The 26,439-nt window shown below is 43.6% G+C and carries 22 protein-coding genes; all 22 read right to left on the bottom strand.

Annotation, left to right across the window (positions count from 1 at the left end; genetic code table 11):
* Window positions 1–24 precede the first annotated feature (24 nt).
* The 22 genes from yfmH to pnp all read right to left on the bottom strand — a co-directional run bounded on the left by yfmH (window position 25) and on the right by pnp (window position 26,283).
* Window positions 25–1,317: an EF-P 5-aminopentanol modification-associated protein YfmH gene (gene yfmH / locus QNH36_RS09440; RefSeq protein WP_251541950.1), complete on the bottom strand. Its 1,293-nt coding sequence runs from the start codon at window positions 1,315–1,317 to the stop codon at window positions 25–27.
* Window positions 1,317–2,594: an EF-P 5-aminopentanol modification-associated protein YfmF gene (yfmF, locus tag QNH36_RS09435; protein ID WP_144474934.1), complete on the bottom strand. Its 1,278-nt coding sequence runs from the start codon at window positions 2,592–2,594 to the stop codon at window positions 1,317–1,319. The genes yfmH and yfmF overlap by 1 nt, the downstream gene beginning before the upstream one ends.
* Before the next feature lie 230 nt (window positions 2,595–2,824).
* On the bottom strand, window positions 2,825–3,910 hold the full coding sequence (locus tag QNH36_RS09430) for a GGDEF domain-containing protein (RefSeq protein WP_144474933.1): 1,086 nt from the start codon (window positions 3,908–3,910) through the stop codon (window positions 2,825–2,827).
* A gap of 186 nt (window positions 3,911–4,096) precedes the next feature.
* Entirely contained in the window at window positions 4,097–5,050 is a 954-nt protein-coding gene (locus QNH36_RS09425; protein WP_144474932.1) for an ABC transporter permease, read from the bottom strand.
* 1 nt (window position 5,051) lies between these two features.
* On the bottom strand, window positions 5,052–6,131 hold the full coding sequence (locus tag QNH36_RS09420; protein ID WP_144474931.1) for an ABC transporter permease: 1,080 nt from the start codon (window positions 6,129–6,131) through the stop codon (window positions 5,052–5,054).
* Complete coding sequence (locus tag QNH36_RS09415; RefSeq protein ID WP_251541954.1) at window positions 6,128–7,651, bottom strand: ABC transporter ATP-binding protein; 1,524 nt, start codon at window positions 7,649–7,651, stop codon at window positions 6,128–6,130. Before QNH36_RS09415 ends, QNH36_RS09420 begins: the two co-directional genes overlap by 4 nt.
* Before the next feature lie 192 nt (window positions 7,652–7,843).
* Window positions 7,844–8,941 carry a BMP family lipoprotein gene (locus QNH36_RS09410; protein WP_251541956.1) on the bottom strand — a complete coding sequence of 366 codons (1,098 nt, stop codon included), beginning with the start codon at window positions 8,939–8,941 and terminating at the stop codon, window positions 7,844–7,846.
* Between the two features lie 88 nt (window positions 8,942–9,029).
* A complete protein-coding gene (locus tag QNH36_RS09405) occupies window positions 9,030–9,755 on the bottom strand; it encodes a GntR family transcriptional regulator (RefSeq protein WP_144474929.1) in 726 nt (241 codons plus the stop codon).
* 309 nt (window positions 9,756–10,064) lie between these two features.
* Entirely contained in the window at window positions 10,065–12,401 is a 2,337-nt protein-coding gene (locus QNH36_RS09400; RefSeq protein ID WP_144474928.1) for a DNA translocase FtsK, read from the bottom strand.
* A 182-nt stretch (window positions 12,402–12,583) separates the two neighbouring features.
* Window positions 12,584–12,796, bottom strand: a complete 213-nt coding sequence (locus QNH36_RS09395; protein ID WP_144474927.1) for a YlzJ-like family protein — start codon at window positions 12,794–12,796, stop codon at window positions 12,584–12,586.
* A complete protein-coding gene (locus QNH36_RS09390) occupies window positions 12,793–13,554 on the bottom strand; it encodes a ClpP family protease (protein WP_395883494.1) in 762 nt (253 codons plus the stop codon). The genes QNH36_RS09395 and QNH36_RS09390 overlap by 4 nt, the downstream gene beginning before the upstream one ends.
* 105 nt (window positions 13,555–13,659) lie before the next feature.
* Window positions 13,660–13,851 carry a hypothetical protein gene (locus QNH36_RS09385; protein WP_283905080.1) on the bottom strand — a complete coding sequence of 64 codons (192 nt, stop codon included), beginning with the start codon at window positions 13,849–13,851 and terminating at the stop codon, window positions 13,660–13,662.
* A gap of 326 nt (window positions 13,852–14,177) precedes the next feature.
* Window positions 14,178–15,848 carry a ribonuclease J gene (locus tag QNH36_RS09380; protein ID WP_283905079.1) on the bottom strand — a complete coding sequence of 557 codons (1,671 nt, stop codon included), beginning with the start codon at window positions 15,846–15,848 and terminating at the stop codon, window positions 14,178–14,180.
* A 195-nt stretch (window positions 15,849–16,043) separates the two neighbouring features.
* Window positions 16,044–16,910, bottom strand: coding sequence for a 4-hydroxy-tetrahydrodipicolinate synthase (gene dapA, locus QNH36_RS09375; RefSeq protein WP_283905078.1), 867 nt, complete (start codon window positions 16,908–16,910; stop codon window positions 16,044–16,046).
* Between the two features lie 53 nt (window positions 16,911–16,963).
* Window positions 16,964–18,208 (bottom strand): aspartate kinase, encoded by a 1,245-nt coding sequence (gene dapG / locus QNH36_RS09370; RefSeq protein ID WP_144474923.1) that lies wholly within the window; start codon window positions 18,206–18,208, stop codon window positions 16,964–16,966.
* 39 nt (window positions 18,209–18,247) lie between these two features.
* Window positions 18,248–19,297, bottom strand: a complete 1,050-nt coding sequence (asd, locus tag QNH36_RS09365) for an aspartate-semialdehyde dehydrogenase (RefSeq protein WP_144474922.1) — start codon at window positions 19,295–19,297, stop codon at window positions 18,248–18,250.
* Window positions 19,298–19,674: 377 nt separating this feature from the next.
* Complete coding sequence (gene dpaB / locus QNH36_RS09360; RefSeq protein ID WP_144474921.1) at window positions 19,675–20,271, bottom strand: dipicolinate synthase subunit B; 597 nt, start codon at window positions 20,269–20,271, stop codon at window positions 19,675–19,677.
* Window positions 20,268–21,170, bottom strand: coding sequence for a dipicolinic acid synthetase subunit A (dpaA, locus tag QNH36_RS09355; protein WP_144474920.1), 903 nt, complete (start codon window positions 21,168–21,170; stop codon window positions 20,268–20,270). The genes dpaB and dpaA overlap by 4 nt, the downstream gene beginning before the upstream one ends.
* Before the next feature lie 191 nt (window positions 21,171–21,361).
* A complete protein-coding gene (locus QNH36_RS09350; RefSeq protein WP_144474919.1) occupies window positions 21,362–21,604 on the bottom strand; it encodes a YlmC/YmxH family sporulation protein in 243 nt (80 codons plus the stop codon).
* 108 nt (window positions 21,605–21,712) lie between these two features.
* Window positions 21,713–22,945: a M16 family metallopeptidase gene (locus tag QNH36_RS09345; RefSeq protein ID WP_144474918.1), complete on the bottom strand. Its 1,233-nt coding sequence runs from the start codon at window positions 22,943–22,945 to the stop codon at window positions 21,713–21,715.
* A gap of 86 nt (window positions 22,946–23,031) precedes the next feature.
* Window positions 23,032–23,997 carry a polysaccharide deacetylase family protein gene (locus QNH36_RS09340; protein ID WP_144475007.1) on the bottom strand — a complete coding sequence of 322 codons (966 nt, stop codon included), beginning with the start codon at window positions 23,995–23,997 and terminating at the stop codon, window positions 23,032–23,034.
* A 168-nt stretch (window positions 23,998–24,165) separates the two neighbouring features.
* Complete coding sequence (gene pnp, locus QNH36_RS09335) at window positions 24,166–26,283, bottom strand: polyribonucleotide nucleotidyltransferase (RefSeq protein WP_144474917.1); 2,118 nt, start codon at window positions 26,281–26,283, stop codon at window positions 24,166–24,168.
* Window positions 26,284–26,439: the final 156 nt, after the last annotated feature.

Here is a 26,439-nt window from a genome sequence, read left to right as displayed (position 1 = left end):
CGGCGCACACGCTTCATATGTCAGTTACTTCCCCTTTGGAACTACCTGGCAGACTGTGAATCGGTCCTCTGATATAAGCCGTTCAGCTGCCTGATTGAGATCATCCATTGTGAGACTTTCAAGCACAGGGACTACTTCGAACAAATCCATATCATTGAAAGCGTAACGCGTGAATTGATTTGCGATATATTCTGGTGAATTCACCGCTCTTAAGAAAGCCCCAATTTTTTTCTTTTTTGTCCTTTCGAGGCTTTCAGCAGTGAGTCCCTGACCCGATTTCGCTTCCTTCAGCATCGCTTCAAGCTTACTGGCCAGGACATCCGGCTCATTTGTATCTCCGCCAACCATCGCGAACCCGAAACCTTGCTCCTGTGAATAGTCATAGGAAAACGTGTCGTCAATCAACCCCGAACTATACAATTCAGTGTAGTTATCAGAGCTTTTTCCAAATAGCATATCAAGGAGCACATTAACTGAAAGTTCATTTTTCAGCATTTCGCTTCCTGATTCAGTCGGGTTGGCAGCTTTGATTCCCACAAGGCATTTTGATGTTTGGACGTTCATTTTAAGGACTTGTTTCTTTTCAGCGACTCCAGCCTGTTCTGCATCAAATTTCCGCTGGATTTCAGGCTTGTTCTTATACTCTTTCTTGCTCTGGTTATCTTTTATCTGGCCCATGATTTCATCAGGGTTGACAGGACCAACCACAAACAGCAGCATATTGCTTGGGTGGTAGAAGGTTTCATAGCATTCATACAGCATATCTTTCGTTATATGGGAAATCGATTCGATGGTACCCGCGATATCGATGCTTACTGGGTGGTTTTTATACATATTCTGTATAAGCCCGAAATACAGCCTCCAGTCAGGGTTGTCATCATACATCGTGATTTCCTGCCCGATGATTCCCTTTTCCTTTTCAACCGTCTTCTCTGTGAAATAAGGCTCTTGAACGAAGTCAATCAGTGTTTCAAGGTTTTTCTCCACATTGGAGGTACTGGAAAATAAGTAAGCAGTCCTCGTAAACGATGTGAAAGCATTCGCAGATGCACCCTGCTTGCTGAACTGCTGAAATACATCCCCATCTTCCTTTTCAAATAATTTATGCTCAAGGAAGTGGGCAATGCCATCAGGGACCTTAACGTATTCATCCTTTCCCGGAGGAAGGAAGTGATTATCGATTGAACCGTATTTCGTTGTAAATGTGGCATATGTTTTATTGAAGCCTTTTTTCGGCAGAATGTAGACATCAAGCCCATTATTCAGCTTTTCATAGTACATTTCTTCCTGAAGTTGTTCAAAAGTGATCTTCTCCATTATTTGTCCGCCTCCAATCCAGTTAAGAAGTAAACCGTGTCAAGCTGGACCTTCTTGGCTACATCGACGATTTCTTCTTTTGTGGTTTTACTCATGCCCTGAAGCCAGTCATCGAGGCTAACATTTTGATCTGATACAACATTATGATAAAGGACCTCTACCATGCCTCTTGCAGTATCCATAGTTTCAAGCATTTGGTTTTCAATCACCGCTTTTGTCTGTTCAACTTCCTGATCGGTAAAATCGCCTGCTTGCATGGCTTCCATTTGTTCACGGATTATTTTAACAGCGAGCTCAAAATTTTCGAATTCGATACCAGACATGACCATCATCAAACCCTTGTGGCTTTCAAGACGACTGGCGACATAATAGGCAAGGCTGTTTTTTTCGCGGACATTCAAAAATAACTTGGAATGTGAGAAGCCGCCAAAGATACCATTGAACACCTGAAGTGCATAATAGTCCTGATCACCATAAAGCACATTTGTCCGATAGCCGATATTCAGCTTGCCTTGTTTTACATCTTCCTGATCTTTTACTGTTTTTTCTTCTATGCTGCCAGCATGATGTGTTTCCACCTTCACAGGGACCCTATCCTCGAATTGAAGCAGTTCGTCAGCAGTGGAATGGACTTCGTCTTCGTTCACATCGCCAATAATGTACAAATCCATTTCGTCCTCTGCAAAAGCCTGCTTGTAATACTCATACAAGTTCCCCTCATTAATCTGGGGGATATCGTCTATTTCTCCATTCACATGCAATGCATACGGCTCACCTTTACACATTTCCTGTACAAGCCTGAAATTGGAGTAGCGCATTTTATCATCATAAACTGCCTGAATCCTCTGTTTAAGGGTGCGCTTTTCCTTCTCCACCGTTTCTTTGTCAAAAGCATCATTCTCGGCCAGAGGATTGACAAGGATTTCTGCGATTAATTCCATCCCCTTTTTCAACAAAGGCTCTGGGTCACTCAGGAATTTTTCATTGGCAATTTCAAGCGAGAAGCTAATGACCTGGTACTCCCCTTTTTTGGATACATCAACATAAAGATTGGCCCCATAGAGCTCATCTAAATAGGAGCGCAGCTTTGAAGTTGTCTCGTATGCTTTTGAGCTGCTCTGCAGAACGTATGGAAGCAAAGCACGTTTTGTTACGTTTTCGCTCGTCAGAGGTGTTTTCATCTTCCAGACAATTGTGTTTGTCTTGAACTTTGCTGTTTTTACGATGTGAAGCTTGTAACCCTTCATATCCTTGATTGTTTCTGAAATGACAGCCATTTAAATCCTCCTTTAATGGGAACACGATAAGTAATCTTTTTCTATCCATTCTTCACTGTTTGTAATCCTGCAAAACATCTTTACTCTATGTATACGTTGAGATGCTCATATTTAATATTCCTATAAATACACTCTAACTATACCTTTCCATAGTTGTCTAATTCAAGCAATTGCCAATTCGATTAAATTTGAACACAAAAGCTCCCCTCAAAATGGGGAGCTTTATATTTTCATTCTCTTGCTGCGGCAATTTCCGATACAGCATCAAAACGATATGTATAGCCTGTTTCAAATTTTACCTGATTCCTGCCAGCAGCCTTCGCGCTGTACAAAAGCTGATCGGTATAGCCTAATAGCTTATCAGGCAGTGACACTGTTTGTGAGGAAGCAATTCCGAAGCTCATCGTAATGGTTTTACAATCCCCGGTAAATTCCTCAGCCGCCAGGGTTGAATAAAGATCTTCAAAAAAGGCAACTTGTCTCATTTCATCCATTAAAGGCAAAAGGAACGCAAACTCTTCTCCACCGTATCGAAATGCCTGTGCGTCATGGCGGTCGGCCAGCTCCTGAAAAATCAACCCAATTCGCTTCAATATTTCATCACCGGTCAGGTGGCCAAACTGGTCATTCACCTGCTTAAAATAATCAATATCCCCCATGACAAGCATGAAATCTTCCTTATTGAGAGTAAGCATCCTCAACTGTTCCTGAAAATGCCTATGGTTGTATAAACCCGTGAGATAATCAGTGAACATCAATTCATGGAAAATTTCCTTTTGCTTGAGGTGCTTTCTTTCCCTTATGACAATAAGTGAACCAAATACACCGACAACCCAGATGAACGCGAGATTCAGGATAAACACAAAGGAAGTATAAAATTCAAAATGTCCCTGTGTAACATAAATGATGCTGTATCCAAGAGTTAAAAAGGCAGAGGACAAAATCGCCCCCTTTGTTCTCCAATAGATCGTCGCATGCATGACAAGCAAGTATGAAATCGGAAATAGCGGAGACATGGTTCCCCTGGTTAAAACAAGCAGCCAGATGAGTGCGACATAGTCGAATACAATACCTGCTTTTGTAAGCAATGAAAAATATTCATTGCCAGGAGGCAGCTTGACCAGGGCAATTTGTGCAGAGGCCATATAAATGAATCCCACTGTCAAAAGCAGTGGGAAGGTCTCTTCTGTAAAATCCAGCCTGTCAGCGAGAGGCGGATAATAAAAAACAAGAACACCTATAACAAGGAAAATCCAGCGCAAATAAGAAAATATCTTCTCTGTTTCACGGTCATCCAAATATAATGATAGCTTCATCTTATAGACCTCTTACCGCTATTTTTTTAACCAGCATTTTCCTATATTCTACCATAACGGTTTGAAAAATTCTAAATTTAATGTGTCATTTTCTTCTATATTTTAAAGGTTATCATTTTACTCAAATGTTACTAAACGAATGAATAGAAAAGAGGCACCTCGATAAAGGCACCTCTTGGTAAAAACTTATCTTTTTCCACTGTCGAATGTTTCACCGACGGCTTTTGGAGCCTGTGAAGACTTAGAAAAGATGACCAATGCGATCAGCGTTACGACATAAGGGAAAATCTTCAGCAGAATTGGCGGGATGACAGCCAATTCTGGAATTACCTGTGATACGTTTGCAATTGTACTGGCAAAACCAAAGAAGAATGTCGCTGCCAATACGCCAAGCGGCTTCCACTGTCCAAAGATCAAGGATGCCAATGCAAGGAATCCTAGACCAGATACAGTACCTGTGAACTCACCAGCGTAAGTCACAATGATCAAAGCTCCGCCAAGACCAGCAAACGCACCGGAAATAAGGACTCCACTATAGCGTATTCTTCGCACATTAATTCCTGCTGCCTCTGCTGCCTGCGGGAATTCACCACAGGATCTTAGACGCAGACCGAATCTTGTTTTGTAAAGGATAAACGAACTAATGAAAAGAATGGCCAATACAAACCAAGTAGTCGGATATGTTTTTGTAAAGAAAAGATCTCCAATTATCGGAATATCAGACAAGAAAGGGACATTCGAAGGTGTGAATCCACTAGTGATTCGGATATTCCCGCTTCCAGTCATATTTCTTGCAAGGAAAATCGTCAAGGCAGTCGCAATCAAATTGATTGCCGTACCACTGATGATTTGATCCGCATTCAAGTTAATGCTCGCAAATGCATGCAAGATTGAAAAAAGGATGCCTGCTGCTACAGCAGCCAATAATCCCAGCCAAAGAACGAGCGTATTGTTTTCGATTACACCGCTCAGATAATGGATGGATAAAGCGCCAGAGAAAGCACCGATGATCATCAAGCCTTCAAGGGCAATATTGACAATTCCGCTTCGCTCACTAAAAAGACCGCCCAGGGCTGTAATCAGAAGAGGAATTGTAAAGACAATCGCGTAAGGAAAAATTTGTTCTATAATATGCCACATCTTAGGAATCTCCCTTCTCGACTACAGGACCACTTTTGTCTTTTCGGTTTGAGCTTCTCTTCTTGAATTTGTTCAGCAAGCGCTCAATCAGTACACTTGTCGCTGCGAAGTAGATAATGATCGCAATGATTGTATTCGCCAGTTCAGGAGGAATTTCAGTCATCGCATTCATAAAGCCTGTACCAGAATAGAGGATTCCAAATAAAACAGCTGCGAAGAATACACCAATTGGATTATTGGCACCAAGCAATGCTACTGCAATTCCATCATAACCCTGGGCTGGCAGGATTCCGATCTGGATACTGGAAGCATTACCAGTGTACAGCGCTACTCCTCCGAGTCCGGCAAGAGCACCTGAAATCAGCATAGATAAAATAATATTGCGATTTACTTTCATGCCTGCATATTCAGCTGCAAATCTATTAAAACCTACAGCCTTTAACTCATAACCTAAGGTCGTTTTATCGATAATGAACGCTATAATGATTACCGCAATGACCGCAAGGAACAATCCAAGGTTGATGTATGAACCCTGGAACATATCTGTCAGCCAAGGCGTACGCAGGGTAGCGGATTCTGCCAGCTTCTTGGATTCAGTTTCGAGGAATTCCCCTTTGAAGTATCCAGGAATCACATAATAGATCGTCCAATAAGCAATCCAGTTCATCATGATTGTCGATACAACCTCATGAACATTGAATTTTGCCTTAAGCAAACCAGGAACGAATGCCCAAAGCGCTCCGCCAAGCATTCCCACCAGAATCATGACCGCAAGAAGGACTGGTCTTGAAAAATCATATGTTAGACCAACAGCTGATGCCAATAAGCCGCCAACTAACATTTGGCCGGAAGCACCAATATTGAACAAACCAGTACGGAATGCAAAAGCAACGGACAGACCGGTAAATACAAGTGGAGTTGCCGTAGCCAAGGTATTCCCGATACGTTCAAGGTTCTTCAGGGCACCTTGAAGAAGATAGGAATAGCCTTCAATCGGGTTGCTTCCGATGAAGAGCATCAGGATTCCCCCGGCCACCAGTCCTAATAAAATCGATATTATAGATACGATGGTATGTCTCATATGCTTCTCTCCTTAGCCACGCCTGCCATCATTAGACCAACTTCATTTTCGTTCGTTTCAGCAGCGATCACTGTTCCGACCAGTTCACCGTTGTTAACGATTGCTATACGGTCAGATAGCTGCAAGATTTCATCCAGCTCAAGAGAAACAAGCAATACTGCATTCCCCTTATCACGGTGTTCTACGATTCTCTTATGGATATATTCAATAGAACCTACGTCCAGCCCGCGAGTAGGCTGTACACAAATCAGCAGTTTCGGATCCAGCTCAAGTTCCCTTCCAATGATCGCTTTTTGCTGATTGCCGCCTGATAGTGTCCTGGCGATAGAGACTGCACCTTCGCCTGATCGCACATCAAAGTTGGTCAATATGTTTTGAGCATACGTTTTCATAGCGTTTTTGTTCAATATCCCATTTTTTGAAAAAGGCTTCTTGTTATAGATTTGCAGAACCATATTTTCCTGTAACGAGTAGTCCAGAACCAGTCCGCGTTTGTGCCTGTCTTCCGGAATATGGCTCATTCCCTTTTCAAGTCGCTCGCGAACAGGCAAGCTGCTGATCTCTGTGCCATCAATCTGGATAGAGCCTGATTCCGCTTTTCTTAATCCTGTGATTGCTTCAATAAGCTCTGTTTGGCCATTGCCTTCGACCCCGGCGATCCCAACAATTTCACCAGTACGGACTTCAAGTGAAAAATCTTTAAGGCCCATTACTTTTCTATTGTTTTTCACAGATAGAGAATCTATTTTAAGTACTACCTCTCCAGGAGCACTTTCTTTCTTATCCACTTTGAATGAAACATGACGGCCAACCATCATTTCTGCAAGGCTTGCCTCACTTGCTTCAGCCACATTGACAGTGCCGATTCCCTTTCCACGGCGTATTACCGTACAGCGGTCAGCTACTGCTTTAATTTCTTTCAGTTTATGAGTGATAATGATGATAGACTTTCCTTCTTTAATAAGATTGCGCATAATCTTCATCAATTCATCAATTTCTGCTGGTGTAAGAACAGCTGTTGGTTCATCCAATATCAAGACGTCTGCTTCTCGGTAAAGCATCTTTAAAATTTCTACCCTTTGCTGCATACCTACTGAAATATCTTCAATTTTCGCGTGTGGATCCACATTCAATCCGTAATGCTTTGATAATTCTTCAATTCTTTTTGCTGCTTTGTCGATATCAAGCACCATGCCTTTAAGCGGCTCGCTGCCCAGTATGATATTTTCTGTTACGGTAAAATTCTCAACCAGTTTAAAGTGCTGGTGCACCATCCCGATTCCTAAACGGTTGGCCACATTGGGATTCGTGATGCGCACTTCTTTTCCATGCACTTTAACGACGCCTTTTTCAGGCTGATACATCCCGAATAAAACGCCCATCAAGGTTGATTTTCCTGCACCATTTTCCCCTAACAGTGCATGGATTTCCCCTTTTTTCAATGTAAGGGTGATATTATCGTTGGCTACGATACCCGGGAACTCTTTCCGGATATTTAACATTTCTACAACATAACTCATAGTAGCACTCACCTTTGTATTAGACTCTATACCTTTTTTAAATAGGGAGTCCCCTATACTGGAACAGAATTTCTGGTAAAACTTCAAAAGACTTTTGAAAGATTGAAAATATTCAAGTCCTTATTTCAAAAATTTACCGTTCAGACTTTAATAGACAAAAGAGACGGAAACAACCGTCTCTTTCACTCTATTTTACTTAAACAAGTCACCTTGTTCAGCAGAGACTTTAACCTCTTCAGACTTGATCTTTTCATATACTTCCTTAACCTTGCTTACAGTTTCATCGCTTAGGTTAGGGTTCTTGTCAGGAAGACCGATACCATCGTTCTTGGCATCGAAAGTCAGAGTTTGTCCGCCAGGGAATTTGCCATCAAGTTCAGCCTGAACCATGTCGTAAGAAACCTGGTCAAGCTTCTTCATTGCAGAAGTCAGGATAACTGACTTGTCGCCTTCGTACTTACCATCTTCGTACTGGTCAACGTCTACACCAACGATCCAAACTTTTTCGCCTGATTTAGCGCGGTCTTTCGCTTCTTTAATAGCACCTACTCCAACACCGCCAGCAGCTGTGAAGATTACATCAACGCCACGGTCATAGTACTGAGCAGCAATTTGTCCGCCAGCAGCAGCATTATCAAATGAACCTTGATAGATAACGTTTTCTTGTTTGATTACTACATTTGTTCCAAGGTTTTCGTTAGCATACTTTAGACCTTGCTGGAAGCCCCAGTTGAACTTCTGTACAGCAGGGATTTCCATACCGCCGATGAAGCCAGCTTCACCTTCTTTTAATTCAAGAGCAGCTGCTACACCAGCAAGGAAGCCTGATTCGTGCTCTGCGAAGAATACAGCGACTGTGTTATCTTTTACAACAGGGTTGTAGTCTCCATTATGTGGATTTCCGTCAAGAATGACGAACTTAGCATCTTTATATTTATCTTGGGCTTGGAAAACAGCAGTTTCGAACTTAAAGCCAGGCGTAACGATGAACTTATATCCTGCGTCGTAAAGGTTACCCATTTCTTTTAAATATTCAGCTTCAGTTGTTCCTGCAGGCTTAAGGTACTTTGTGTCGACTCCGAATTTATCTTCAGCCTTCAGGATACCTTCCCATGTTCCCTGGTTGAATGATTTGTCATCAATTGTACCAGCATCCGTAACCATACCAACTTTTAAATCTGACTTCTTGCTGTCGCCGCCTTTTTCATCGCTATCGCTGCCACAGCCAGCTAACATTGTGCCTGCTGCCAAAAGCAATGACATTACCAAACCAAATTTACGCTTTTTCAAGGTTTGTACCCCCTAGAGAATGTTTGTTGGATTTCGCAGGAATGTTCTGAAAAACCGAACAGATAGCGTTTTCATAACTCAGAAAAAATTAAACTCTCTTTCTCAGGACATGAAAACTGAACTTATCGGCTTTAAAGTAATTTACGGAATAAAGGATTGGTACGTCATTTTCATCGAAATGCATCTGCTTTAAAACAAGCAGGGCAGTTTCGGGTTCACATTCCAGGATCGGTGAAATTTTTTCATGATAGCCTATCGGCTCGATTTGTGCGACCGCATATGTAACCTTCCTGTTCGACATGACTTCAAGGAGATGAAGCAGTGATTCATCTTCATATGAAAAGTCACCAGACAGGATTTTTCCGGGGATTTTGTCCAGACAATAGACAACAGGTTCCCCATTTGCGGTCCTTACTCGTTCAATCAAAGTGATTTCATCATCCACAGAGCATGAAAAACGACGGATATCCTCTTCAGTTGGCCCGGTAGTCGTAGAGTTCAAAAAGATGGTTCCTGGCTTCATCCCGGCCTGTTCAATCATTGCGGTAACACTGTTAAGCTGCTCGATTCCTGAAGAAAACAATGGTTTAGCGTTCACGAAAGTACCTACACCATGCCGGCGGATAATCACATTTTCTTCTTCAAGAATCCGCAAGGCTTCCCTTAGTGTAGCTCTGCTTACGCCAAGCTGTTTGGCAAGATCGAATTCTGATGGGAGTTTTTCTCTTTCTTTATAAACACCCTTCTGAATATCCTGCTTCAGGTGATCGATTACTTGTAAATACAGGTGCCGGTTATCTGATTTGATCGACATGAGGCGTTCCTCCAACCTTTTTGCTCAAAGACATCAGACCTCTGATGTATAGCATTCCTACTAATCGAAAATACTATAACACTTTTTTAAGGATAAATAAATAGAGTTTCAACATTTTGTCGAAAAAAGCTAGAAAGACCAAAATTGTCAATTTTTTCGGGACAAATAACCTATATTTCTGATATAATTGTAGTTTGAAAGCGTTTTTAATAGTATGACACTATTAGGTTTTACAAGTGCTAAATCCCCAGAAACAATAATAAAAGCCGGATGCACGCATCCGACTTTTTGCCCATTCACAGTCAATTCTTATGCTTCTTCTGACTTAGCAACCAGAACATTACGTGGTTTGCTGCCTTCATATGGCCCGACAATTCCGCGAAGTTCCATCTCATCAATTAGTCTGGCAGCACGTGAATATCCAATCCTGAACCTTCTCTGGAGCATAGATACAGATGCTGTCTGCATCTCGACGACAAGGTCCACAGCATCACTGTACAAATCATCCTCGACTTCCGAGGTATTCTCTGGAACATCTTCAGGAATCATTTCTTCCTGGTATTGCGCCTTCTGTTGCCCGATCACATAATTCACAACTTCTTCTACCTCATCATCTGACAAAAATGCTCCCTGTACCCTGACAGGCTTCGATGCGCCAACCGGCAGGAACAGCATGTCTCCTCTTCCCAGCAGCTTCTCGGCGCCGCCCATATCCAGTATCGTCCTTGAGTCTGTCATTGAAGATACGGCAAATGCGATTCTTGAAGGAATGTTCGCTTTGATGACGCCGGTAATGACATCGACAGAAGGCCTTTGGGTAGCGATGATCAAATGGATTCCAGCCGCACGGGCCATCTGTGCCAGCCGTGTGATCGAATCTTCGACATCTGAGGATGCGACCATCATCAAGTCTGCCAGCTCGTCCACAATGACAACAATGAAAGGCAGAAGCGGCTGGTTGGCCTCTTCCTCATTATTGTACCGCTTGATATATTCATTATAGCCTTCTATGTTTCTTGTTCCGGTATGTGAGAAGAGTTCATAACGCCTTTCCATCTCATTGACCACTTTCTTGAGCGCCTGAGATGCCTTTTTCGCATCCGTTACCACTGGCGCCAGCAAATGAGGGACACCATTGTAGACATTCAGTTCGACCATTTTAGGGTCGATCATCATCAGTTTGACCTCATGAGGCTTGGCCCGCATCAGGATACTTGTGATGATTCCGTTTATACAGACACTCTTTCCGCTGCCTGTCGCTCCGGCAACAAGGAGATGGGGCATTTTATTCAATTCTGCCAGCACTGCTTCGCCTGTAATATCACGTCCAAGTCCAATCTGGAGCTTTGACCCTGGTTTATTATGCTGCTTTGATTCAATGACTTCCCGTAAAGAAACCATTGCCACCTCTGAGTTGGGAACTTCGATCCCGATTGCAGACTTACCTGGAATTGGCGCCTCAATCCTGATATCCTTTGCAGCCAAAGCAAGCGCTAAATCATCATTCAAGCTAACAATCCTGCTGACCTTCACTCCGACATCCGGATGGACTTCATATTTTGTAACGGCTGGCCCGAGATGGACCTGGGTAACCCTTGCTTTCACCCCAAAACTATGGAATGTTCGCTCAAGCTTAGCCGCATTTGCATGAATCATTTCATATTCGCCGCTTTGGTCGGTTTTATTCGGGAGTTTCAATAAATCAATTGGCGGCAGCTCATAAGAAGTATTCTCTACCTCTGTAAAAGTAATCGGCTGCTGCAGGTCCTCTCCATCGTCTTCGGATTTAGTTTCCGCTTTAGCTTTCTTTTCAGGCTGCTGTATTTGTGTTTCAGACGGAGTTGCATATGCCCGTTCTGCAAAGCTGGAGATGATTGGTTCTGGAGTCGGTTCCACAGGAATGTCAATTGTTTTTTCCACAGAACCCTCTTCCATGGCTGTCTGCTTACCTTCATTTTTAGCCTTTTTAGCTTCTTTGTTTTGGACTGATTTCTTTTGCTGCTGATTTTCTTTCCATTGCTTCAAGTCCTCAATGAATGAAAGCCATTGATCTCTGATGAACCCGCCCATAGGCGCAATAATCTTACTCGTAACTTCTGTAAAGGTTCTGCCTGTTACAAGAATTCCGCCAATGATAATTAAAAGAAACGCAATCAGCTGGGAGCCTGCTGCATCGAATAAATAGTAAAACAACGCAAACATCACTGCGCCGATCATTCCGCCGCCAAGGTCTGTGGTGCTTGTCTCGCCTTTCGCTTCCATGACAAATAATTCAAAGGTATTCTTGATGACACTGGGGTCTTTAAACTTCCCCCCATTGGATAAGAGCTCAAACAAGGTCACATGACTCAGCAACAAAATCGCACCGATAATCAAGTATGTACCAATCAATTTAGTGTGGAAAATGAAAGGGAGTCGTCTTTTCCACATTATAAAGATGCTGAATACGACAAGTCCAACGAGACTGAGCATGTACCATTCGCCGAAGAAAAAGCGGAAAAACATCACGATTGTTCTTCCGACAGCGCCCAGATCTGCCATCGCAATGATGGCCAATGCGAGCAAGGCTAACCCGGCAAGTTCATATTGAACGGTTGTTTTTACTGCATTCTTCTTTCTCGATTGCCGTCTTTTCTTTTTGGCCATTATATATCACCTGAATCTATATAGCTTCACTTACAGCATAAACAACAAAACGAACCTTCAAACTTCAGTAAGAAGAAAAGCAGCCCTATCCGGCTGCCCAATGCTGAGTGTATCCATATTATATCATATTTGCCAGTTGAAACGGCACTTCGTTTTAATAAGCGCATAAAAACAATACCATTCTAAGAAAGTGAAAGGGTCGACCCGGGTCTGCATATTGGGTCCATATAGTGATTCGGATCCGTACTCATGACCCTGACGATCCGGTATTCATTATTTTCTGTCCATTCAGCCATTAGCGGGATTCCGTTGTAGGAAATCATAACCTGGTTAATCGCTTCTTCCTCGCTATAAGGGAATATCTGTTCATGGGGCATCATTGTATACAGGATCATTGCACGATCACTTCTGTCTTTGGCTTATTTATATCGATCAGTTCATTGAGCTTCTTCATTGCTTGTCCGATGCCGCCGACTTCATGGATCAAGCCCATGTCCACTGCATCATGGCCAACGACATTTGTTCCAATGTCCCTGGTCAGGTTTCCTTTGGCAAACATAAGCTCTTTGAATTTTTCCTCAGGAATGTTCGAATGCTTCGTCACAAAATTAACAACTCTCTCTTGCATTTTATCCAGGTATTCAAAGGTTGCAGGAACCCCGATTACCAGACCAGTCAATCTGATTGGATGAATGGTCATCGTCGCTGTTTCAGCGATAAAAGAATAATCACAGGAAACTGCGATCGGCACACCGATTGAATGGCCTCCTCCTAACACGATCGAGACTGTCGGCTTCGAAAGGGAAGCAAGCATCTCTGAAATGGCTAGACCCGCTTCTACGTCACCGCCAACCGTGTTCAGGATGACAAGAAGGCCTTCGATATTCGGGTTCTGCTCAATAGCAACAAGCTGCGGAATAAGATGTTCATACTTTGTTGTCTTGTTATGAGGCGGCAGCTGCATATGGCCTTCAATTTGGCCTACAATCGTCAGGCAATGGATTTTCGAATCCTGGGACAGCTGCGGTACATTCGTCTGGCCAAGCTGCTGGATCTTTTCAAGAAGGCCTGATGGTTTATTTTCCTGTTCCCCCTCTGGTCCTTGTTGTCCTTCCTGGGTTTCTGCACTGTTTATATTCATTTCCTTATCCATCCTTAAATGCTCCCTTCAGGCATGATAATTTTAGTATGAACATCATCCTCAATTTCATTCCGGAAGCGGTTTTTATGAAGGATGTTTTCAAGCAAATCAATTTACCTAAAGGGCTTTTTCAGTTGAACCTATCGAAAAACAGCAAACAATAAAGAGGGTATCCCAAAAGGTATAAAATTTTGGGACACCCTCTTTATTTAGGTCGGCTTGTAAAATGGGTCCGTTGATTTCCATTCCAGGCACTTCGCTTTCCGCGGGGGAAGAATTATGAAAAAGCTCAAGTGCCAGCTTTTTCAAAGACCAAATTCTTCTTGGCTGGCGCTGAGCCTCCTCGTCGCTTTGCTCCTGCGGGTTCTCACCTGACCAGCTCCGCCCGCAGGACATTGAATTGGCATCCTCGAGCCTGCCCACGCACGATGGAAATGCGTTAGCATTTTCGCAGGAGTCTTCGCGCCTTCCACTCCAATCAACTCAGGTTTCAAAATTTATTTACAAATAAAATTAAAACAAGATCATTCCTCTTTAGGGATTATTTAATTGCCACCAAAAAACATGAGGAAATGAAAAAAGGCGGACTCTCAATTGATGTTATACAACTTATTGAGACACCCTCTTTTCTCTTATTATTTTACTTCCATTAAGATTGGCATGATCATAGGACGGCGTTTTGTTTTTTCAAATAAATATTGATTTAAGGAATCGCGCATTTCCTGCTTTAAGCCAGCCCAGTCGAAGGGTTCTTTTAGAAGGTTTTTTTCAACAATATCCCTTATAAGGGAGGCTGACTCTGCCATCATTTTTTCCGATTCGCGTACATATACAAACCCACGTGAAATAATTTCTGGCCCTGCAGCAATTTTCCTGTCTGCTTTATTCAGTGTCACGACAACAATTAATACACCATCCTGTGAAAGCAGTCTCCGGTCACGGAGTACGATATTCCCTACATCTCCAACACCGATTCCATCTATCAATATGTTTCCTGCCTGCACTTTTTCTGTGGCCTTTAGTTTACCGCCTGAAATCTCAATCACATCTCCACGGTCAGGTATGAAAATATTTTCTTCAGGTATGCCACATGACTGAGCTACTTTTTTATGTGCTTTCAACATTTTATATTCACCGTGTACAGGAATGAAGAATTTCGGATTCATCAAATTGATCATGAATTTTAATTCTTCCTGGCTTCCATGACTTGAAACCTGGACACTTTTCTTGCTCGCCACTACGTTCGCTCCGGCCCGGTAAAGCATATCCATTGTTTTGTAAATGAATACTTCGCTTCCCCTTAGAGGAGAGGCAGCGAACAGGACAGTGTCCCCTTCCTTGATATTCACCTGAGGATGGGCTTGCTTAGCCATTTTCTGCAGGGCTTCTATTGGCTCTCCCTGGCTGCCAGTCGTTAAAATAACTACTTCAGCATCGCCGTACTTCTTCAGGTCATCCACTGCAATGAGCAAGTCACTTTCAACTTGAAGATAGCCGAGCTCCAGAGCGATATCAAAAACCCTTTTCAGGCTTTTTCCCACCACCGCTACCTTGCGGCCATGCGAAGCTGCACTATTGAAAAGATGTTGGACCCTGTTTAAATCCGAAGCAAAACAGGCAGCAATGATGCGGCCATTTGCCTTATAAAAAACGCTCGATAGTTCCTCTATAACAGTTGTTTCAGAAGGCGTATAACCAGGTTTTTCAGCCTCTGTACTGTCCGAAAGAAGGCAGAGAACCCCTTGCTCGCCAATGGCGGCCATCCTGCCGATATCCGGCTTATACATCGGTGCTGCAGCCTGGTCGAATTTATAGTCCCCTGTATGTACAATGGCCCCTTCCGATGTATGGATACAAACTCCGACAGAGTCTGGGATACTATGGTTTGTCTTGAAAAATGAAACAGAAACCACGCCAAAGTCCAGTTTGGTATCTGCCGTAATTTCATGGAATTCGACTTTGCCGACAAATTCCTGCTCACTCATTTTTTCCTTTGCCAGCGCAAGAGTAAGCTTTGTTCCATATACCGGGACATTCATTTTCCGCAGGACGTAGGTCAGCGCTCCTATATGGTCTTCATGGCCATGAGTCAGGAAAATTCCTTTTACTCTTTCACTGTTAGCACTCAAATATGAAAAGTCGGGAATGACGATGTCGATCCCCAGCATTTCATCCTCCGGAAACATCAACCCGGCATCCACCACAAAAATATCATTGTCCACTTCGGTGACATACATATTTTTGCCGATTTCCCCTACGCCACCTAGCGCAATGATTTTAATAATTTCGTTTTTCTTTTTAATCAATTCCCTGCCCCTCCTATGAGTTTTCTCCCGAACAAAATCAGTTAAAATCATTATACTTGATGGCAGAAAATCTTTACAACTTTATTCTCCGGCTCTCTATTGGCAGTGGGCTTCCATATCCAGGTCATAAAAAGAAAAATACAAAACACTTATACACAATAAAATAAGGCCAGCCTTACCAGGCCGGCCCTTGTACTATTCGAATAATTTCGCTACCGCTGTTCTTTCTTGCTCTGTCAATGGAACCATCGGCAAGCGCACTGAGCCGACGTCGAGCCCTTTCAGCTGCAATGCAGTTTTAACTGGTCCAGGGCTCGGTGCGGCAAACAAACCTTGCATGACTGGAAGGAGACGCTGGTGCATTTTCGCTGCATCCTCGTTTCTTCCACTGAAGAATGCATCAACCATCGCTTGCATCTCGTTGCCAATCACATGGGATGCTACAGAGACGATGCCCACCCCGCCAATAGCAAGCACAGGAAGTGTCAACCCGTCGTCACCGCTGTAAAGAAGGAAATCATCAGGTGTGCTGGCAATGATTTTCGTCATCGCGTTAAGTTCGCCGCTTGCTTCCTTGACGGCCACGATATTCGGGATTTCTGCCAGCTTGATCACCGTTTCAGGAAGAATATTGACTACAGACCTGCCCGGGATGTTATACACCATCACTGGCAATGAAGTAGCTTCAGCTGCTGCTTTGAAATGCTGGTAGAGTCCTTCCTGGTTTGGCTTGTTATAATAAGGGGCAACGATCATTATCGCGTCCACACCAATTTCTTCGGCTTTTTTCGTCAATTCGATAGTAGCATAAGTGTTGTTGCTGCCTGTACCTGCTATGACGGGAACTCTTTTGTCAACGACTTTCACGACATGCTGAAATAAAGCGATTTTTTCTTCCTTTGAAAGAGTCGGAGATTCACCTGTCGTTCCCGCGACAACCAGTGAATCTGTACCGTTCGAAATCAAATGGTTGACTAGCTGGGTCGTTTTAGCGAAATCAATGTGACCTTTATGATCAAATGGGGTCACCATTGCTGTAGATACTCTTCCGAATTGAACCATTCCTGTTCACTCCTATTCTCAAAAGCTTCCGTCTGCCAAGGCTGGAAGCCATTTTATATATCGTGTCTTTCGAACTCTATTGTTTCTTCTTCGAGCTGGAAAGCATCATGAAGTGCATTCACTGCCTTCCCCAAATCATCCTGTTTGACCAGGACCCAAATGGTTGTGTGGCTGTCAGCGGATTGGAGAATCCGGATGCCCTTCTCAGACAGTGCTGTAACGATCTTCGAGGTCACACCTGGAACACCTGCCATACCTGCCCCTACGACAGAGACCTTCGCACAATTCTTCTCTATCTGCGGTGTGTGGCCTAATCCTTCGAGGACTTTCACTGCCCGGTCTGTCATTTCATCCAGCACAGTATACACTACTCCATTAGGGGAAATATTGATGAAATCCACGCTGATGTTTTCATTGGCCATAGCCTTGAACACTTCTGATTGTAGATTGTATTGGTCCTTTTTGGCAAAAACTTTGATTTGGCTGACATTCGAAACATGGGCGATGCCTGTAACAGGACGCTCCTTGATGTCAGTTCCTTTATTTTCACGATTCAGGGTTGTAACTAATGTCCCGAGGCCATCAGAATACGTGGACCTGATCCTGATCGGTACTTTTGCCTGCATGGCAATCTCGACAGCACGAGGGTGGATGACCTTCGCGCCCTGATATGCCATATTGCACACCTCTGTATAGGTCACCACAGAAAGAGGCCGTGCGTTATCCGCAATCCTCGGATCAGCTGTCATGATTCCTTCAACATCGGTAAAGATGTCAATCCATTCAGCGTTCAAAGCCGCGCCTAATGCTGCTGCGGACGTATCACTGCCGCCTCTGCCAATCGTTGTTACGTCTCCATTTTTGGCTGCTCCCTGGAATCCTGCTACAACGACTGCATCAACATGGTCCAGTTCCCGCAGCAAACGGTCACACTTCATATCCAGGATCCTTGCGTTCGTATGCTCGCTGTTGGTCCTGAACCCTGCCTGTGCACCAGTAAGGGCAGTCGCATTGATGCCATTTTCTATCAGCATATTTGTAAAAACCACACTCGAAATCGTTTCACCGCAAGAAAGCAGCAGGTCGTGCTCGCGCTTGCTGATCCTGCTCCCATTTCCACCAATCAGGCTGAGGAGAGTGTCTGTAGCGTACGGATCACCCTTCCTGCCCATCGCAGAAACAACCACAACTGCTTTATATCCGTCAGCAACCGCATTTTTAATATGGCCTATTGCGTGACTGCGGCTTTGCTCATCACGAACAGACGTACCGCCAAATTTTTGAACGATTATTTTCATCGTAACACCTCAGAAATTCTGTCATTTAACCTAATGCAATTATTTTACAAGACCGAGTTTTACAAGACTTTCAGCAATCTGGACAGAGTTCCACGCAGCACCTTTCAGCAGGTTATCTGATACTACCCACATATGGAAGCCTTTATCGTTGTCAAGGTCCTTCCTTATTCGGCCAACGAATACATCGTTTTTTCCTACACAGAATGCAGGCATAGGATATAACTGCTGGTCCGGATTATCTTGAAGGACAACTCCTGGAGCATCTGCGAGCAATTCCTTCACTTCAGATGCGGCTACTCCGCCTTCGCCAATTTCGATGTAAACTGATTCAGAATGGCCAGTACCGACAGGGAGCCGCACACAAGTAGCAGCAACCTGAAGCTCAGGCATATGCATGATTTTCTTGGTTTCATTGATCATTTTCATTTCTTCATACGTGAACCCATTTTCAACGAATGTGTCAATCTGCGGAATGGCATTGAAGGCAATCTGGTAGTGCTTTTCTCCAGATTTAACAGGAAGGATCTTTGGCTCATATTCTTTGCCATCCAGAATCGCCCTAGTTTGTTCCTTCATCTCTTCCACGGCTGCTGCACCTGCACCAGAAACTGCCTGGTAGGTTGAGACGATGATCTTATCAAGGCCGTATTTCTTGCGGAGCGGCTCCAGTGCCACGACCATCTGGATTGTCGAGCAGTTTGGATTAGCGATGATTCCATTATGATTGCGCAAATCTTCTTCATTAACTTCTGGTACTACCAGCGGAATATTTTCTTCCATCCTGAAGGCACTTGTGTTATCAACAACGATTGCTCCGCGCTTGACAGCCTCAGGAGCCAATTGTTTCGATACACTGCCGCCTGCGCTGAAAAGAGCTATATCCACTCCTTCAAAGCTTTCCGGTTTTGCTTCCTGAACTGTTATTTCGTTACCTTTATAATGAACCTTCGTACCAGCAGATCTTGCTGAAGAAAGCAGTAATAGTTCCGAAACTGGAAAATCCCTGTTTTCAAGCGTTTGGATCATTTGCTGCCCAACTGCTCCTGTTGCTCCAACTACTGCTACTCGGTAACCTTTTCTCTCTGACATATCTGTTTCCCCTTCCACTGCCATTATCGTTTTAATATCCGTTAAAAGCCGGTTGTTTGAACATAAGTATAACGGCGGCTTATAAGAAATGCGCAAGCGCCCAGGCCAGCCCAGAAACCCATCCTCACTCCGTACGAAAGCTTTTCGCATGGTACTTTGGGACGTTCTCCGGAGTTAAAACAGGCCAGGCGCAGATTCTGGACATTTTTTACTTGTCTTAAAAACCGCCTTGTATATTATCCTATATTTTATCATATTCAATCATTAAGGAAAGAAAGATTTTGCTTCACTGCCGGAGAAAAGCGTTTCCAGTTAGACTAGTCAGGTCGTTTATCTTGATTTCTGCTGATTTGACGGTATCCTTCCTTGGATTTTCCCTAGTTATCCTTATAACGTTCAACAAGAACTGGCTGCAATTGCTTTCCTTCCATTGCCTCCAAAACCGTTTCGGAGAGCATCTCCATTCTGGCAACCATTGAATTTGGTTTTTTTACCGGATCATCCTGGCCAAAAGGAATCATGAAAATATTTTTGGTTGCCATTAGTCTCATCAGGTTGACGCCATTGAGTCCCAAGGCATCGTTCGTGGAAATGCCGAGCACTACTGGTTTTTGGTTTCTTAAAGTCGCTTTCGCAGCCATCAAAACTGGTGAATCAGTCATGGCATTTGCAAACTTGCTCATCGAGTTTCCGGTGAGAGGCGCAATGACCATGCAATCCAGCGGGATTTTGGGCCCAAGAGGCTCTGCCTTCACAATTGAGTCGATCACCTTATTGCCGGTAAGCTCCTCAATCCGCTGTACCCAGTCCTCCCCTTTTCCAAAACGTGTTTCAGTATTTTTTACGGTGAAGGTGACAACAGGCAGAACTTCTGCACCTGCATTCACTAATTTTTCAATTTCGGGAAAAACAGCATCATACGTACAATGAGAACCTGTCAATCCAAATCCGATCTTTTTTCCTTGTAAACTCATACTTCTTTCTCCTTTCGGTTAGAAAAGTCTTCCATAAGCAGCTGAGAAAGAACATTCGCCAGAATTTGCCCAGCAGTCTTTGGGGCTACGATGCCCGGCAAACCTGGCGCAAGCAAAGCCTTGATTCCCCGTTTTTCAGCATAGCGAAAATCCGTTCCACCTGGTTTCGATGCAAGGTCAATGATCAAGGTATGGGCGGGCATCCTCGAAATGACAGAAGCAGTAACAATCTGGTTAGGAATGGTATTGATGCAAATATCGCTATCAGAAACTGCCTTTCCTATGTCTGATAAAAGGAAAGGTTCTAATCCCATTTCAGTAATCCTTGCAATATGCTCGCTTTTCCGGGCACCTACCTTAACCTTTGCTCCAAGCGCATGGAAGGTTCTCGCAACACTCATACCGACCCTGCCAAGTCCCAGAACAGAAACATTGGAACCATGTATCGTAAAATCCGTGTGCTGGATTGCCATCATGATCGTTCCTTCCACTGTCGGAATCGAGTTATAAATTGCGACATCATCACGGGAGAATAGCTGTACGAGTTTGCGGTTGGCCTGGCTGGCGATCCCCGTCAAGTACGAGTTGCTGATACCAGAATAAACCTTACAGTGTTCCGGAGTCCGTTCAAGCATTTCTTTTATGATTACAACTCTTTCATTTGAGAAAATGGTTTCGACCTGACCCTCCAGGCTAGTTCCGGGAACAGGCAGGATCAAAGCATCCTGTACTGAAAAATCAACTTCATCTATCTTTTCTTTTGAGGCACCTGTGAAAGCATGGTCCAACTGCTCGAAGCCTATTAAAGAAAGCTTTGCATCAAGCTCTGTCAGCTTGCGAATAATCTCCAGCTGTCTAGCATCACCGCCGATAACCGCGATTTGCATACCTGTCAGCATGAGAACAATCACCTTCTTTTCCATTAATCCTGGATTAAAATTTCTATTCAACATGAACTACTTCAACATCATATGTATCAAACGCGGAATAGGTGAGTTTTCCATAAAAGAAAAGCACCCACAAGCGACTGTGAACTCACTAATCTTTTAATAATCAGCAAAAAAAATAAGCCGGCATGAAAGCCCGCTTTTTACTCATCATCTGGTATATCGATGATGATCATATCTGAACCGATTTTCTTGATGTGCTTCCATGGCACCCTTACCTCCCCGGATTGCTTGCGGAGGCCAAACCATTTTAATGATGGAATGATCAATGCTTCGATTTGCCCTGTTCTTTCGTTGATTTCCAAATCTGTTTGACCAAGTACTCCTAACCTCTCTGCCCTTTTCACATCGACAATTTCTTTGCCGCCAAGTTCACTCAGTTTCATGATGGACCTCCCCGTCACTTTGTCCTTATTCTATATTTATCGTTTCGGAACCCTTTTTAGAATATAAAAAACAGCAGCTTCTTAAAGAAACTGCTGTCCTGGAATTCATTATTGTGTTGGGAGCTCGCCGCTAGGGCTGATCAGGGATACTGAATATTGGTCTGTGAATATCTTATTGGCCATGCCGTCAACACGGTCCTTTGTGACCTGATCGATTTGTTCGACGATTTCATCAAGAGAGCGATGCCTTCCAAGCAGAAGCTCATTTTTCCCATTCCTGCTCATCCGGCTGTTTGTGCTCTCAAGGCTTAACATCAAACTGCCTTTCAGTTGTTCTTTGCTGTTATTAAGTTCTTTTTCCGTAATGCCGTCTGCGCGAAGCTTATCGAGCGTCTCCTGAATGGTCTCATACAAAACATTCAGCTGATTTGAACCAGTTCCTCCATAAATTGTGACCATCCCGCTATCCCTGTATGCGGAATGATAGGAAAATACAGAGTAGGCTAGACCGCGCTGTTCCCTGACTTCCTGAAATAATCTGCTGCTCATGCTTCCGCCGAGCACATTATTCAGGACAATCAAGTTGTATACGTCAGAATGGCCGATCTGCAGCCCTTCGAATCCCAGGCAAAGGTGGGCTTGCTCAGTCTCTTTCTTGCGTGATATTTGTTTCGTATGGAATTCCGGCTTAATGTATTCCAACTCTTCCTTGCTCGCTTCGTAAGAGCCAAAGAATTGTTCAGCATTTTTAATGAATGATTCCGGGACATTCCCGGCAATTGAAATGACTACATTCTCAGGCCTATACATGTCATGCATGTATTGCTCTAATTTTTCTCCTGTAAAGGTTTGGAGCGTTTCCTCAGTACCCAGGATCGGATACCCCAGTGGATGATCACCGTAAATAGCCTGGCTTAGCAAATCATGGACGATATCATCTGGCGTATCCTCATACATTTTGATTTCTTCATTGACTACATTCTTCTCTTTATTCAATTCTTCAGAATCAAAAGTAGAATGAAAGAACATATCCGCCAATACTTCAAGGGCATATTGGGCATGGTTATCCAATACTTTTGCATAATAGCATGTATATTCCTTGGAGGTGAAGGCATTCACCTGACCGCCGATGCTGTCAAATGATTCGGCTATTTCTCTGGCAGACCTGGTTTTGGTGCCTTTAAAAAACATATGTTCAAGGAAATGGGAGATTCCATTATTATCAGGATTTTCATTTCGGGAGCCCGTTCCAATCCAAACTCCTATGGCTACTGACCGGACTGTCGGGATTTGTTCTAGTACAATTCTTACCCCATTTTGGCATGTATATTTCTTTATCATTATATTCCTCCTCTGGAACCTGCTGCTAAAAAACTACTGCATTTACTTAGTATAGTCCATTTAACTTACTTTTTCCAAATACAATGCTATTCTTTCATATTTTTTGCCGGGAGGATGCGATTTTCACTTAACAATTCCGATACAGTTCCTATTTGCAAGCCCTTACTCTTGATTTCCGTGATCAATTGGTCCAGCGATGAAGCAGTCGCCTCGGTGGGGTGCATCAGGATCAATGCTCCGTTATGAACCTTTCCCATCACCCTGCTAATCAGCTTTTCCCGGGTGGGCTTCTGCCAATCGATCGTATCCACGCTCCACATGACTGTGCCTAAGTTATGAGCTGCTGCAATGTCTACTACTTCGTCTTTATAAGAACCGCTTGGTGGTGCAAACCATTTAGTCTTTTCACCAGTCACAGCTTCAATGACCTCATCTGTCTTCCTGATTTCCTCATTAATTTTAGGTGCTGATAGTTGTTTCATATCAGGGTGCGTGAAGGAGTGGTTGCCAATTTCATGGCCTGCATCAGAAATCATTTTCGCCATACCCGGATTATTTTTTACCCATCTTCCCTCCAGAAAGAAACTTGCGGTCACATTATGCTTTTTTAATGTGGCAAGCATACCGGAAAGATACTCATTTCCCCATGCCACATTGATGATAAAGCTGACCATAGGTTTTTCTGGATGTCCTTTGTAGACTGCTTGAGGCGGCAAGTCACTCAAATGGATTTCAGGCGGCACTTGAACAAAAACAAGCTTGTCAGGATTGAATTTGCCTGCCTTTTTCATCCTGGCGTATGATTTTTTCACATCGACTTTTAGTCCGTTATAGCCCGGAATTACCTTCCAGACTGGATCCTTTCTTGCGTCAGAGGGTTCAACCTCATAATCTTTTGCCTTCATTTCAATTTCCGCCATCAAGGAATCTTCCTGTCCTGAAACAGCCATGCTTCCCGTTTTAAGTCCTGCTACATATGTATGGGAAAATGGATTATTAACCATGGTCCAGGCTGAAATCAGCATGATAGAAACCAGCGCAATTTTTCTCATTCTCATTCTATGTGCCTCCTCTTCTGTTAGGGCATCCAAAGCTATGTATGTTCGTCTTTGATTAAAGATGGCCTTATTTTATTTTATGAAGCAGAAGGACAAGGTAGAACGAGTGTGATTTGTTCACATACATAAAAAGGCCGGGGATTTCCCGGCCTTGTTTTTATCTTATGATTGTTTTTCAGCTTTTTCGCGCTGTTCTTTCAATACTGCTTTGCGTGAAAGATTTACTCTTCCTTGTTTGTCAATTTCGGTGACCTTGACAAGGAGTTCATCGCCAAGCTTCAGGACATCTTCGACTTTTCCTACTCGCTCTTCAGCAAGTTCGGAAATATGGACCAAACCATCTTTTCCAGGGAAAATTTCCACGAAAGCACCGAACTTTTCGATACGGCGGACTTTTCCGAGGTACATTTGGCCAACTTCGACTTCACGGACGATATCTTCGATGATTTTCTTTGCTTTTTGATTCATTTCTTCATCAACGGAAGCAATGAAAACTGTACCATCTTGTTCGATATCGATTTTTACGCCGGTTTCTTCGATGATCTTATTGATTTGCTTGCCGCTTGGTCCAATGACATCACGGATCTTATCAGGATTGATAGACATTGTGATGATTTTTGGAGCGTATTTTGATAAGTTGCCGCGCGGCTCGTTGATTGTTGCCATCATTGATTCAAGGATTTGCATGCGGCCTTTTTGAGCCTGCTGCAAAGCCTCTTCAAGAATCTCACGTGACAAGCCTTCAATCTTTATATCCATTTGAAGAGCAGTAACACCCTTGGAAGTACCTGCTACCTTGAAGTCCATATCGCCAAGGTGGTCTTCCATGCCCTGGATATCAGTAAGGATTGAATAGTGCTCACCTGACTTGATTAGACCCATTGCAATACCCGCTACAGGTGCTTTAATTGGTACACCTGCATCCATCATCGCTAATGTACTTGCACAAATACTCGCTTGTGAAGTTGAGCCATTTGACTCCAATACTTCTGAAACAAGACGGATTGTATATGGGAAATCTTTTTCGTTTGGAATGATTGGTTCTAGTGCTCTTTCACCAAGTGCACCGTGCCCGATTTCACGTCGGCCAGGTCCGCGGATCGGTCCTGTTTCACCAACAGAGAATAATGGGAAATTATAATGGTGCATGAATCGTTTTTCTTCTTCGATTCCAAGGCCGTCCAGAATCTGCACATCTCCCATTGCACCAAGAGTACAAATGCTCAATGCCTGAGTTTGGCCCCTTGTGAATAATCCGGAACCGTGGGTTCTAGGAAGCATGCCTACCTCAGAAGAAAGCGGGCGAATTTCATCGACGCCACGTCCATCTGGACGGACTTTTTCCTCTGTGATCAGGCGGCGAACTTCACCTTTTACAATTTTATCAAGGATTTGTTTGACCTGCTTCAGCTTGTCGTCATCCGCTTCCTGCTCTTCATAGCGGGCGACAACAGCATTTTTCACTTCTTTGATCGCGTCTTCACGTGCATGCTTCTCCTGGACCTGGATAGCAGCAACCATGTCTTGCTCACAGATTCCGCGGACTTCAGCTTCAAGCTCTTTATCCAATTCAAAAAGTTTTATTTCTCTTTTTTCTTTACCAACCTGTGCGACGATTTCCTGTTGGAACGCAATCAAGCGCTTGATTTCATCATGTCCGAACATGATTGCTTCAAGCATCACTTCTTCAGGTACCTCTTCAGCACCTGCTTCAACCATGTTGATTGCATCCATTGTACCAGCCACTACGAGGTGCATATCACTTTTCTCGGTTTCTTCAACTGATGGATTAATCACAAATTTACCATCGATCCTTCCCACAGTAACACCAGCGATTGGTCCTCCAAATGGAATATCAGAAACTGAAAGTGCCAAAGATGACCCAAACATAGCAGCCATTTCTGATGAACAGTCTTGGTCAACACTCATGACAATGCTGATTACCTGAACATCATTTCGGAATCCATCCGGAAATAGCGGGCGGATTGGTCGGTCGATTAAACGGCTTGCAAGGATCGCTTTCTCACTAGGGCGGCCTTCTCGCTTAATGAAACCGCCAGGGATTTTCCCGACAGCATATAGTCTCTCTTCATAGTTAACAGTCAAAGGGAAGAAGTCCAGATTCTTCGGTTCTTTTGACGCAGTAGCTGTACTTAATACAGCTGTATCTCCATAACGGACAAGGACTGCACCACTTGCCTGCTTTGCAAGCTGTCCGATTTCGACTGTCAGCTTGCGTCCTGCCCAGTCAAAGGAAAAACTTTGTTTTTCTTGTACCATGCTTTTTAGCCCCTCTCTACCACTAAATACACCCTGGCTGTGCCCGGGTATTTATTTAAACATGTTTGTCATATAACCAATATACCTTAATAAACAATGATAAAACCCATAAACCTCCCTATCCAGCTTTAGATAAAAGCTAGTCCATCAACAGGT

Origin of the sequence: Mesobacillus sp. AQ2 (genome assembly GCF_030122805.1) — a bacterium.
GTDB lineage: Bacteria > Bacillota > Bacilli > Bacillales > Cytobacillaceae > Mesobacillus > Mesobacillus oceanisediminis_A.
The sequence above is the reverse complement of the archived record's forward strand: the minus strand, read 5'-3'. Positions and strand labels throughout refer to the sequence as shown.

Bases quoted from the DNA above. Each gene is read 5' to 3' on its own strand.
- QNH36_RS09340 (WP_144475007.1), bottom strand. From the start codon at position 23,997: ATGAGAAAAATTGCGCTGGTTTCTATCATGCTGATTTCAGCCTGGACC.
- QNH36_RS09415 (WP_251541954.1), bottom strand. From the start codon at position 7,651: ATGAGTTATGTTGTAGAAATGTTAAATATCCGGAAAGAGTTCCCGGGT.
- yfmH (WP_251541950.1), bottom strand. From the start codon at position 1,317: ATGGAGAAGATCACTTTTGAACAACTTCAGGAAGAAATGTACTATGAA.
- pnp (WP_144474917.1), bottom strand. From the start codon at position 26,283: ATGGTACAAGAAAAACAAAGTTTTTCCTTTGACTGGGCAGGACGCAAG.
- QNH36_RS09390 (WP_395883494.1), bottom strand. From the start codon at position 13,554: ATGGATAAGGAAATGAATATAAACAGTGCAGAAACCCAGGAAGGACAA.
- dpaB (WP_144474921.1), bottom strand. From the start codon at position 20,271: ATGAGTTTACAAGGAAAAAAGATCGGATTTGGATTGACAGGTTCTCAT.
- QNH36_RS09420 (WP_144474931.1), bottom strand. From the start codon at position 6,131: ATGAGACATACCATCGTATCTATAATATCGATTTTATTAGGACTGGTG.
- dapG (WP_144474923.1), bottom strand. From the start codon at position 18,208: ATGAAAATAATCGTTCAAAAATTTGGCGGTACGTCTGTTCGTGATGAG.
- QNH36_RS09430 (WP_144474933.1), bottom strand. From the start codon at position 3,910: ATGAAGCTATCATTATATTTGGATGACCGTGAAACAGAGAAGATATTT.
- dapA (WP_283905078.1), bottom strand. From the start codon at position 16,910: ATGGTTCAATTCGGAAGAGTATCTACAGCAATGGTGACCCCATTTGAT.
- dpaA (WP_144474920.1), bottom strand. From the start codon at position 21,170: ATGCTGACAGGTATGCAAATCGCGGTTATCGGCGGTGATGCTAGACAG.
- QNH36_RS09400 (WP_144474928.1), bottom strand. From the start codon at position 12,401: ATGGCCAAAAAGAAAAGACGGCAATCGAGAAAGAAGAATGCAGTAAAA.
- QNH36_RS09405 (WP_144474929.1), bottom strand. From the start codon at position 9,755: ATGTCGATCAAATCAGATAACCGGCACCTGTATTTACAAGTAATCGAT.
- QNH36_RS09345 (WP_144474918.1), bottom strand. From the start codon at position 22,945: ATGATAAAGAAATATACATGCCAAAATGGGGTAAGAATTGTACTAGAA.
- yfmF (WP_144474934.1), bottom strand. From the start codon at position 2,594: ATGGCTGTCATTTCAGAAACAATCAAGGATATGAAGGGTTACAAGCTT.
- asd (WP_144474922.1), bottom strand. From the start codon at position 19,297: ATGTCAGAGAGAAAAGGTTACCGAGTAGCAGTAGTTGGAGCAACAGGA.
- QNH36_RS09395 (WP_144474927.1), bottom strand. From the start codon at position 12,796: ATGATCCTGTATACAATGATGCCCCATGAACAGATATTCCCTTATAGC.
- QNH36_RS09425 (WP_144474932.1), bottom strand. From the start codon at position 5,050: ATGTGGCATATTATAGAACAAATTTTTCCTTACGCGATTGTCTTTACA.
- QNH36_RS09350 (WP_144474919.1), bottom strand. From the start codon at position 21,604: ATGAAACTGAGTGAACTTGGCGGCAAAGAAATTGTCGATGTGAAAAGG.